Source organism: Mesorhizobium waitakense, from assembly GCF_056431085.1.
This window is the reverse complement of the sequence record NZ_JBWKME010000052.1, coordinates 1-9,700: the sequence shown is the minus strand read 5'-3', so window position 1 is coordinate 9,700 and position 9,700 is coordinate 1. Positions and strand designations below refer to the sequence as shown.

General features: G+C 58.5%; 11 protein-coding genes. 9 read left to right on the top strand and 2 right to left on the bottom strand.

All coding sequences use genetic code 11. From position 1 onward, the window contains the following. Positions 1-738: 738 nt before the first annotated feature. Complete coding sequence (locus AC07FD_RS13030) at positions 739-1,608, bottom strand: PRC-barrel domain-containing protein (RefSeq protein ID WP_478350203.1); 870 nt, start codon at positions 1,606-1,608, stop codon at positions 739-741. A gap of 321 nt (positions 1,609-1,929) precedes the next feature. Between AC07FD_RS13030 and AC07FD_RS13025 the strand changes: the two genes are divergently transcribed. From AC07FD_RS13025 to AC07FD_RS13010, 4 genes are all read left to right on the top strand, one after another. Continuing rightward, positions 1,930-2,181, top strand: a complete 252-nt coding sequence (locus AC07FD_RS13025; RefSeq protein ID WP_183459460.1) for a GlsB/YeaQ/YmgE family stress response membrane protein — start codon at positions 1,930-1,932, stop codon at positions 2,179-2,181. Positions 2,182-2,359: 178 nt separating this feature from the next. Beyond that, on the top strand, positions 2,360-2,623 hold the full coding sequence (locus AC07FD_RS13020; protein ID WP_478350202.1) for a YMGG-like glycine zipper-containing protein: 264 nt from the start codon (positions 2,360-2,362) through the stop codon (positions 2,621-2,623). A gap of 57 nt (positions 2,624-2,680) precedes the next feature. After that, the gene (locus AC07FD_RS13015) at positions 2,681-2,953 is read left to right on the top strand and encodes a hypothetical protein (RefSeq protein WP_478350201.1); all 273 of its coding nucleotides are present in this window, start codon (positions 2,681-2,683) and stop codon (positions 2,951-2,953) included. Positions 2,954-3,284: 331 nt separating this feature from the next. Next, a complete protein-coding gene (locus AC07FD_RS13010; protein ID WP_478350200.1) occupies positions 3,285-3,533 on the top strand; it encodes a hypothetical protein in 249 nt (82 codons plus the stop codon). 112 nt (positions 3,534-3,645) lie between these two features. Here AC07FD_RS13010 and AC07FD_RS13005 read toward each other — a convergent pair whose 3' ends face one another. Continuing rightward, positions 3,646-4,206 carry an EF-hand domain-containing protein gene (locus AC07FD_RS13005; protein WP_478350199.1) on the bottom strand — a complete coding sequence of 187 codons (561 nt, stop codon included), beginning with the start codon at positions 4,204-4,206 and terminating at the stop codon, positions 3,646-3,648. A 465-nt stretch (positions 4,207-4,671) separates the two neighbouring features. Here AC07FD_RS13005 and AC07FD_RS13000 point away from each other — a divergent pair, with 465 nt between their 5' ends. The 5 genes from AC07FD_RS13000 to AC07FD_RS12980 form a co-directional block, all read left to right on the top strand. Beyond that, positions 4,672-5,151, top strand: a complete 480-nt coding sequence (locus AC07FD_RS13000) for a c-type cytochrome (RefSeq protein ID WP_478350198.1) — start codon at positions 4,672-4,674, stop codon at positions 5,149-5,151. Between the two features lie 120 nt (positions 5,152-5,271). Beyond that, the gene (locus AC07FD_RS12995) at positions 5,272-5,874 is read left to right on the top strand and encodes a hypothetical protein (protein ID WP_478350197.1); all 603 of its coding nucleotides are present in this window, start codon (positions 5,272-5,274) and stop codon (positions 5,872-5,874) included. Positions 5,875-6,168: 294 nt separating this feature from the next. Further along, complete coding sequence (locus AC07FD_RS12990) at positions 6,169-7,257, top strand: alpha/beta hydrolase family protein (protein ID WP_478350196.1); 1,089 nt, start codon at positions 6,169-6,171, stop codon at positions 7,255-7,257. Positions 7,258-7,860: 603 nt separating this feature from the next. Then, positions 7,861-8,868: an ABC transporter substrate-binding protein gene (locus AC07FD_RS12985; RefSeq protein ID WP_478350195.1), complete on the top strand. Its 1,008-nt coding sequence runs from the start codon at positions 7,861-7,863 to the stop codon at positions 8,866-8,868. Between the two features lie 628 nt (positions 8,869-9,496). Further along, on the top strand, positions 9,497-9,700 hold a 204-nt coding region (locus AC07FD_RS12980), incomplete at its 3' end, for a hypothetical protein (RefSeq protein ID WP_478350194.1).

Below are 9,700 nucleotides of genomic sequence, written 5' to 3'. Positions count from 1 at the left end.
GCCACCCCGCAGATGTCCTCACTGTCAGAAGCTGCTCGCACACGCCCTCAAACCTAAACTGCCAAAGTAGTGCTAGGTGACACAGGATTTCTACAGGCCGGGCCATTTGGCTGTATTGAGCGTTCCAAAACCGGAACCGGGGCTGCAACAAAGAGGCCGGCCGGGCGATATGCCAATAATTTAGGCAACGCGGGGAGCCTCGACCCCTTCCCGCAAGTGGCCGGTGTGGTCCCCAATGCGAGCCCAACCGCACCGGCCATTTCCCTACGGAGGCTAGCGCCGAGCTTCCAGTCCTTTGAGCAACGTCCAGAGCCATTCTGATATCGTCTGGACTGTCGATGTCTATTCGCAGCCTTGCCGAGGAATTCGGCTTACAGTGAAGACAGAAGTCCGTCGCCATTCCCTATAGGCGGCGGGCTTTTCCATTACCGAGTGCGCTGCGGCTACCATTTCACGCTGAACCCGAGTTTGCCGCGTAAGGAGGATGGCTGTCGCGGAAATCCTTGATTGTCCGTCGCGGCCGTCCGCCCCAGCGAGCCACCAAAGCCGCCACCGCCCCTCAGCGCCTGCAGCCCTCAACATCGCTCTGAGGACCGATTGGACGGACCTTCTCGACGGCGCCGCTGCGTGCAACCGATAAGGACCTGTCTAATGATCACCTACCCGGATTGTCAGATCGCGCATACACGATCGAAAACAGTGTGGCCCGCGCCTAAACAGCGCGGGCCACGTTGGGGTCTACTGGCCAACAACGATCCGCTGCTTGTCGCGATTCTGCGCGTAGGTGCCCTTGTCATAGGCAGTCTGCGCCTCAAGCTGGGCCTTTGTGAGGTTTGTGTAGAGATACCGGTTGCCATCCTTGTCGGACAGGAACTTCAATTTCTCCAAGCCAACAGCAACTGGCTTTTCGCCCATGCCGAGGAAGCCGCCGACGTCGACGACCACGGCATCCACCTTCTTGTCGCCGCCCAGGACGACGTCGCCGATCTCGCCGACTTTTGCATCGTCTGCTCCATAGACTGTGGTGCCAATGAAATCCTTGGTGCTGATTTTGTCCACCGGCATCTCGGTCAGCGAAGACTTGTCGATTGCCGCGGTGGCGGTGTTGTCCGTCGTGGCTGGGGCCGCTTCATTGTTGGCCGCGGTAGCCGCGACATCATTTGTGTTCGAGGCCGCTGCCGTGTCGTAGACCTTCAGGTCAAAATCCTTTTGCGCTTGAAGGTCTTCCTTGGTGGTCTTAGCGACCAACCAGCGATCACCCTTCTTCTCGACCCACTCGGCCTTGCTGAAATCGTAGGCGACGTTCTTTTCCCCCAAGCCCAGGAACCCGCCTACGCCGATGATGATGTACTTGGCTTTGCCGTCCTTGGAGAGGACGATGTCTTTGACATCACCGATCTTCTCGGCATTGTCTGCGGCGCTATCATAGACGTCGGCGCCTATGATCTTGGTGACCAGGCTGCCGTCTGCAACGGCCGCCGGCGCCGTCGCCGCAGTGGTCGTAGCGGTGGCAGGTTTGGTGGCATCTTCAGCGGCGGCCCCTGATACCCACAGGCCAGACGACAGCAGAGTTGCTATTGCGGTGGTAGCCAAAAGTTTGCTGATCATGGTACGTTTCCTCGTGCGTTAGTGTTGATGCACGCCGCGTTCGGCCGAACCATTGCAGGGAGGCTGGACGCGGCACAGTCTGCGACGGCACAACGGGCCGCACGATGCGAAGTTCCCTTTGGAATTCGGAAGTCGCCTGAGATGACTGGGGTGACTCGCGTTAACCGCAGCGGAGTTGTCGGCATCCGAAACGCCAAGTAAGATTCCCTGCTGCGACTCGCATTTTTCCGAGCGTATACGGCACCTGTATCGCGGGAACCTTGTTGGCTCCTAAACGTTCCCCTGTCGAACCAATTTGCGGTTCGAGGAAAGGGGAAAACTATGCAGAATCCTGGCGTCGGCTGGCTGGCAGCGATCATCATCGGCGGTATCGCGGGATGGCTCGCCGAGATGTTCATGAAGAGTAACATGGGCGTGCTCATGAACATCATTTTGGGGATCGTGGGGGCCATTGTCGCCAACCTCATCCTGAGCGTGCTTGGCATATCGTTGGCCGGCTGGCTCGGCTATCTGGTCGCCGGCTTCATCGGCGCGTGTATCTTGATCGCGGTGGCCCGAGCGATAAAACGCTAATCCGCGAACGATTGCGGTCACGCTCAACCTGAGCCCTTCGCCCGACGAAGGGCTCGGAGTCCCTCAGCCTTTGCAGTAGTCCTTGGAGCGGAGAGGAGCTGTTCCGTGAAGGGAACAGGACGATGGATCGAAAAACGCCGTGGCGCATTTATTCTCCGGCCAATTAAGGAGAGAGCCCATGAAAAAGACACTGCTCATTTTAAGCCTGCTCATTCCGCTCGCAGCATGTTCCCGTACCGAACAAGGCGCTGCCGTCGGCGGCTTGGGTGGTGCCGCGATCGGTGCCGCGGTGGCCGGCGATCCGGTACAAGGTGCTGTCGTTGGTGGGGCAGTCGGCGCGATAGCCGGTGCAGTGATCGGGCACGCCAGTGAGGCCGGCCAATGCCGGTATAGCGATCGTCATGGCCGGGTTTACATTGCCCGGTGCCCGGACGGCTACTGATGCCTAAGGCGCGTGATCTGTTGCGATCACGCGCCTTCACTAAGGTAGGACAACTGGATGGCCTATAAAGTCAAAACACTGCTCGGTCTCTGGTTCGTCCTTCTCAGCGCTGCCGCGATAAACGTCGAACTTATGCCCGCGCTTTCGGCCGCACCAATCGCAGCGCAGACGTTCGCCGATCACTTCTCATCGGTAAAATCCATGTCCGGCGACTTTGTTCAGTCGGGCCTGAAGGGAGAAACGACCAGACCGCGGGCTCCGTTCGAGTTTGCGAACCTGATCTCAGCAGATAGCGAGGGGTCGTTATCTGCCTTCGATACGAACTCTTAGCGCCAGCTAAAGTTCTAGGAACCGGGGCAAATGGAAGGCGAACGCATTAGAGCCCCTCGGTGGCCCGCCCCCTCAGACCAATGCCGGCTCCAGGCAGGCGGTCGCCCCACCCCCACCTCTTGTTGGCGAGATTGTGCCATACGCCGGACAGGGCGGAGGATCGTGGTCGTCATCCCGCCGACGACGATGCGGCCAAGGGGACCATGCGCTTTGACGTCGCCGACTATACGGCGTTCCCCACAGCGTACCTTTCCGATTTTGGCAGTGGTCGTCCGATGCGAAGCACTCGGGCGACTACGAGATCGAAGATGGCGCCCGTTTCGAGGTTCACTTGGGCAAGGCGCGCGGCGTGTACGGTGAGGCCGCAAAGCCCATCGAGGCCAAGCTGGAAGTTCGCAATGGCGAGGCGCAGTGGTTGGTCAAGGATCTTCAGGATGTCGAAGCCAATCTCGTATTGGCGATGACGCGCGACGGCGAAAGCGTACGCGATATCGCCGCTGCAATTGGTTTAAGCAAATCGAAGGTGAACCGCATCCAAACACGATTGAAAGCAATTGAGCCGTCGAGCAGAAAGCCTTGAATTCCGGCTGTCCCACTGTCCCACTCCCTAGACAGTGGGACAGTGGGACAGCCGCAATGAGGATGCCGACCAGGGCTCGAGGAACAATGTTGAAGGACGATTCGTCCCCAGTCTACTCCGCCTTATCGTTGCCGGCTCCATGGAAGAAGGATTGGATTTCCTCCATGTCAACGCTGCCATCGCCGTTCTCGTCCACCGCGTTGAATATCCGTCCGACGAAATCCTGAACCTCGGTGTGCGAAAGTGCCCCATCGCCGTCGGCGTCCACAATGGCAAACATTATTCGCATCTTTGCGGCATGCATCATCCTGGCTCCCATACCGCCGTGGCCACCCGTCATCCGCCGCCCTTCAGGCGGGCCCATTCTGTAGTCCCGATGCCAGCGATCGCCACCGCGTCGCTCTGCTCGGGGACCGCGATCCTCCTGCATTCTTTCCTTAAGCATCTCACCCATCATCTGGCGCATCATTTCACGCATCGAGTCTTGGGTTTCTTCGGTCGCTTCGGGCGACTGTTCGGGGTCCTGATCCTGTGCCTTTACTGCGGGCACAGGTGTCCCGCTCGACTCGGCCAGCGCGGGCGAGCCCAACATGATCAACAAAGCGGCAACTGCCGCGGTTTTGCTCGGAAGGGTCATGGTGTTCTCCTGTGGATGAATGGCTGCGCCGATCATGTCAGCATCCCAAGCAAACCCGCAGCTTACCTCTTGGTTCCTGCCGGTTTCGCTGATGATCCTCGCTGACGGGAATGAGCAATTAGCGCCCGAGCAGCAAACGGCAGGATTGGAAATCGGCGTGGAATACCAACAAAGTTATCATGTCCCGTCCAGGTTGTGGACACGTCCTATTCTAAGGCGCACTCTTAGATTGCGAAACGCAGCTAGAATATCGCCCAACACTTCACAGGCTTGAGGTGCGTCGGTGATTGTCTGACCTATCCGGATACTTCCGGCTGGGCAGAATTTTCATTGCGTCGCCTGTTGCAGCCTGTTCCGGATCAACTGGGAGGCAAACAACATACATAGTTTTCAACGCAGAGAACTTCTTGTTCAAGGAAGCGCGGCTCTTGCCGCAGCAGCTCTTTATATCTCGCGGCGTGGTTACGCTTTTCCAACATAGGCGGGCGAGGAGGTTGAAGGATGCGCGTCACAAGCCTGTATTTCCTATTAGCCGGCCTCACGATGCCAACTGCAGCCTTCGCTCAAGGCGAAGTATCGGTCGAACGAGGATTGCAAATATCAATCATCGGCGGGTGTCACAACTGCCATACCGAAGGCTACAGCGAAACAGAAGGCAAGATTGATCCTGAAAAGGCTTTAATGGGCAACTCGGTCGGCTGGCGCGGTCCCTGGGGCACGACCTATGCGACCAATCTTCGGATAGATGCTTCGGCAATGAGCGAGCGTGGATTCGTAGGGATGCTGAAGCGCATTAGAACGTCTCCACCGATGCCTTGGTACAATCTTCGAGCGATGGAGGAGAGCGATATGCAATCCCTCTATCAATACATTAGGTCGCTCGGCAAACACGGGAAGCCGGCCCCCAGCCGCATTCGCTCTGATAAGGAACCGACGACGCCATACGTTCAACTTGTGCCACCGCAAATGCCGAAGAACTGACAATGCCCGGAGCTCAAAGAACGGCGCCCGGCAAAAAGCGCAGCGTCAGATTTCAAACTGACCCACTACCCGTCATTGCGTTGTGCTGACGGATGATGGTTTGAACGTTGGGAGGCGGTAATGCGCTTATTCTTGCAATTCGCTCTACGGACTGCTCGAACCCTCGCACTCCTACTGCTGGCTCTCACACTTGCGCGCCCGGCCAGTTCACAAACCGCTGCGCCCGGCGACACGATCCAGGTCATTGCCCAGCAGCAGAACGTGATCAGTCAAACATACAAACTGGAAAGGTTCGGCGAGGGGGTCATGTATCTGGAAACTCTTGCGCTTCTCGCAGCCTATGGCGGCTGGTCGCGCTATGACCCAGCAACCGCGGCATCGATGGGGACGACGCGGATAGAAAACCTTAAACTACACGAAATGGTGGGGGGACTAAAGCCGATGCTGGTCCATGCAATGACCGCAGTACAGCGAAACAAAAGCGTGTCTGAGGACGAACTGAAACGGTTTTCAGATATCCACCATAATGTCGAGACTTTATCCGCGGTGGCAATTGACGTGCATGACCTGCTTCAGAACGGCAAGATCGACGAAGCCAACGCTCTCTACCGCGACAAATCGATTCCCTTGATAAACGCGATAAAGGCAGATTCATACACATTGATTTCGAGCTTAGAGGACAAGATTGATAAAGCTGCGCTTCATGCTCGTCTCGCCAAGTAGGACGACGGGCGCGCCTCGGCCAAAGGCTTGGCGATATTCGGCCGCGCGCCTGCGCCACCCATGCGACGACCTGGTCGAGTTCGTCCCGCAGTGACGATCGCACGAGCAGCTGCCAGAGAAGGTTGCTGCGAAGTCCGGTTGAGCGACGTCAGGGCCTGGCGTAGACCGTCAGCTAGTCCAACGGGGCTGCGCGCCCGGCTGCTTTGTGGTAAATCTGCATTGTCAATGATAGCAATCTGCGCCAAATTTCCCCTCCGAAGGCCGACGATACAGAGCCGGCTAAGAGGTGAGATTATGAGCCTGTTGAGCCTTCCGTTCGGGCTAGTTGTGTGGCTATCTGCCGTTCTTTCATTCGCGTTCGCCGCAGACTTCACGAAGCCAGGGCCGTTTGCAGTTGGTCTCCAGAAGTTCACTATCCCTGACACTTCTGGCAAGCATCCCATGGCGACCCTGGTCTGGTATCCCGCCGGCGGTCCCGCCCCCGATCCCAGCGCCGCAATCTTGATGGTGTCGATGGATGCACCTGCGGCCACAACCGGTCCTTATCCGTTGGTGATCTTGATCCACGGGCTCGACGGAAGCGGCGCTTTATACGGCACGTTGGGCCGGCAACTCGCATCGCACGGCTTCGTCGTCGCTGCCGCGGATTATGATACCGGACTGCGGGGACCGCTGGATGAAGGAGTTAGCCGGGAAGATCAGTGGACGACCTGGCTGCTTTACGATCACCCTGCCAACGTGGTCCGGGTGATCGGGTACGCTGATTCATTGACCGCCCCGGGCGGCAAGCTGGCCGGAATAATCGACACCTCCCGCATCGGTGTTTGGGGACATTCGAGCGGCGGGACCACTGTGTTCCAGGCGGGAGGCGCCCGGGTCAACTTCAAAGAACTCGATGCCTGGTGCGCTGTAAACAAGAAGGAGCCATCCGCCAATGATACATGCCAATTCGTCGGCCACGAGCAAGCGGTCGCGACGCACTACGGTGTCGCTGATCCGTTTGCGGCGCCAATGCCGCCCATCTGGGATAAACGCGTGGCCGCTCTTGTCGCCGGAGCTCCGGGCGGCGATCTGCATGCCCTTGGCGACACCGGCATTGGGGAGGTCAAGGTGCCGACGCTGATAATGTTCGCTTCCGACGATGCCGTTGTACTGCCTAAACACAACGCTCTGTGGGCGTATGATCAAATCAGCAGCAAAGACAAGGCGTTGGCCATATTCGATAGTGGCGGGCACATGATGTTCATGAACTCCAAGCAGGCGAACGCGCTCACAACCGCGTTCTTCCTCGACATCCTCAAGGGCCACCCCGCCGGCAGGCCAGCGCTGATGCCCGACGCCGTTTCATTTCCGGGTCTAAGCTATAAAACAACGCTCCATTAAGCCCAGAGGCCGTCGCTCAGTTTAGGCCGAAAATCAGCTTTTCGAGACGCAATCTCAGTTCAGTTGCCGGATGAGAGCTGCTGCGCATCAGATTGAGATCCGCTCAACCTCATCAAGGCTCACCTCGTCGCAGCGGCGATCATAGATGGCGATCCGTAGGGAAGAGGCAAAATGGGTATGTCCGAACGGGATACAACCTTGCGGCTCGCGCTAACCAAATCGCGGCGAATTTCGCGTTCAGGCGAAACCTCCGACGCGGGAAAGAATGACGTTTTTGTTCATCCCTGAGAATGGCGGCGGCGCTGGTGTGAGGCTGCGGAACGGCTGACACAGAGAGCACCCCATAGATAGGGGCATAGAGCCCGACGCCAAGTGTCTTAGAACGCCCTCGCTACCGGCGCCGATAGGGCGTATGGTCATTCGTTGCTGGTTGGGACCGCACTCGCGCCGGCGACTGAGAGCGAAAGACTTCCGCATCAGACTGGGCGCGCTCCAACCCGTTACTACTCGGTGCGCTCACGAGACTATCTACCTCTGGCGGAACCTCTTTTGCTCTATTCCGGCCAGAATTGCCTTTTGCAATTCGGAGAGAGGAGCGTTCCGATGCAGATCATTCAAAATCGCCGCCGTTTCCTGGCCGGCCTGACGGCTGCCGGGGCCGCCAGCCTCGTCGGCGCTCCAACTCGAGCTCTTGCCGAACCACCGCCCGAGACCACGCGCATTCGCTTGGCGAAGATTCCTAGCATCTGCGTGGCGCCACAGTATGTTGCAGAGGAACTTCTGCGTGCTGAGGGCTTCACCGAGGTTGACTATGTCGTCACAGGCGCCGGTGCGGCCCAGGCCTCCGCGGTGGCGAAAGGCGAGATCGACTTTACCCTCAACTTCGTGACAAATTTGATCGTCGCCTTGGACTCCGGTGCGCGGATCACTCTGCTCGGCGGCGTCCATCCCGGCTGCTTCGAGCTGTTTGCCAAGCGCGGGATCGACAGCGTCGTCGATCTGAAAGGCAGGAACGTCGGGGTCCAAGGGCTCGGTACGGGCCCGCATCTGTTCCTCGCCAGCATTGCGGCCTATGTCGGGCTCGATCCGGCGCACGACATCAACTGGGTTGTGAACCCGGCGATCAAACCCAAGGAACTGTTCGCGCGCGGCGACGTGGATGCGTTCCTTGGCTTTCCGCCGGATCCGCAGGAATTGCGGCGCAACAAGGTCGGGAACGTGATCATCAACAGCACTGTGGACCGGCCCTGGTCGCAATATTTCTGCTGCATGCTGTCCGCCAACAGCGATTTTGTGGCGGCGCATCCGGTTGCTACCAAGCGTGTGCTGCGCGCCATCCTCAAGGCTGCGGATCTATGCACCGCCGCGCCGGCCATGGTTGCCGAGCGCTTGGTTGCGGGCGGGTTCGCCAGCCACTACGATGATGCGTTCGCGGCGATCAGCGAGTTGCCTTACCGGCAATGGCGGGACTACGATTCCACTGACGCCGTCCGCTTCTATGCGCTGCAGCTGAAGGAAATCGGTTTGATCGGCTCCACACCCGACAGGATTATCGCGGAAGGTACGGACTGGCGCTTCCTCAACGAACTTAAGCGCGAGTTGAAGATGTGAGCGCCTAGCCTCGCAAAGCGTCGATCTCGTTCCGCTCCAGCCCGCCAGCGCGCGTTCTTCGCCGCCGCTGTCCTACACCGCCGAAGCCTGCCGAGCGTCCCGCGTTGTGACCCTGCCCCCGGTAACCACCATATTAGCGCCAGCTTGTATTCCTTCCCTATGAGGATCATGCTTGCCATCAGTTTTCGGGAACTCTGAGGGAGGTTTTCCGATGCGACCGTTGCTAATTGTGATCGCCTTGGCAGTCTGCTTTGTCCTATGGGACAGGCTGGCGAATGACGGCAGGTATACGGCCGATGTGGAACGCAGCTTCCGTCAGGCGGCGGCAGATCTACCCAGTGGGTCATACGGCCATGAGATCCGGTTCAATCGTGACCTCATGAAGCATTGAACTCGCGCCGGCGAGGTCGCCCAAATTGTCGCTCTGAGGGAGGGCATTCCGATGCGTCCAATACTCATAGTGATTGCCATGGTGGCGTGCTTTTTCCTTTGGGACGAGCTAGCCAACAAAGGCTTGTATACCGCGCAAGTGGAGCGCAGTTTCCGAGAGGCCATGGCCGATCTGCCGACCGGTTATAAGCGTTGAAAGCTACACACCGCCGTACCAGCGCGCGTGCAGGAGGGGCAAATGACCCTTCATCAGGCTGGCTATCAACAAGGAGATGATGACCTCAGTCATCAGGGCTGCATGTTCGGCGCTCGCAGGATCCTCATCCCGCAACATCTCGGCGAACAGGAACTGGATTGGCTTCTCAGTGTCGGCGTGCCAGTGCCGACAATTGTGCGACCGAGCATGATCATGGTGGCGACCGGGGCCAGAGCTCGTGACGGG

Bases quoted from the DNA above. Each gene is read 5' to 3' on its own strand.
- AC07FD_RS13020 (WP_478350202.1), top strand. From the start codon at position 2,360: ATGAAAAAGACACTGCTCATTTTAAGCCTGCTCATTCCGCTCGCAGCA.
- AC07FD_RS12990 (WP_478350196.1), top strand. From the start codon at position 6,169: ATGAGCCTGTTGAGCCTTCCGTTCGGGCTAGTTGTGTGGCTATCTGCC.
- AC07FD_RS13030 (WP_478350203.1), bottom strand. From the start codon at position 1,608: ATGATCAGCAAACTTTTGGCTACCACCGCAATAGCAACTCTGCTGTCG.
- AC07FD_RS13025 (WP_183459460.1), top strand. From the start codon at position 1,930: ATGCAGAATCCTGGCGTCGGCTGGCTGGCAGCGATCATCATCGGCGGT.
- AC07FD_RS12995 (WP_478350197.1), top strand. From the start codon at position 5,272: ATGCGCTTATTCTTGCAATTCGCTCTACGGACTGCTCGAACCCTCGCA.
- AC07FD_RS13015 (WP_478350201.1), top strand. From the start codon at position 2,681: ATGGCCTATAAAGTCAAAACACTGCTCGGTCTCTGGTTCGTCCTTCTC.
- AC07FD_RS13005 (WP_478350199.1), bottom strand. From the start codon at position 4,206: ATGATCGGCGCAGCCATTCATCCACAGGAGAACACCATGACCCTTCCG.
- AC07FD_RS13000 (WP_478350198.1), top strand. From the start codon at position 4,672: ATGCGCGTCACAAGCCTGTATTTCCTATTAGCCGGCCTCACGATGCCA.
- AC07FD_RS12985 (WP_478350195.1), top strand. From the start codon at position 7,861: ATGCAGATCATTCAAAATCGCCGCCGTTTCCTGGCCGGCCTGACGGCT.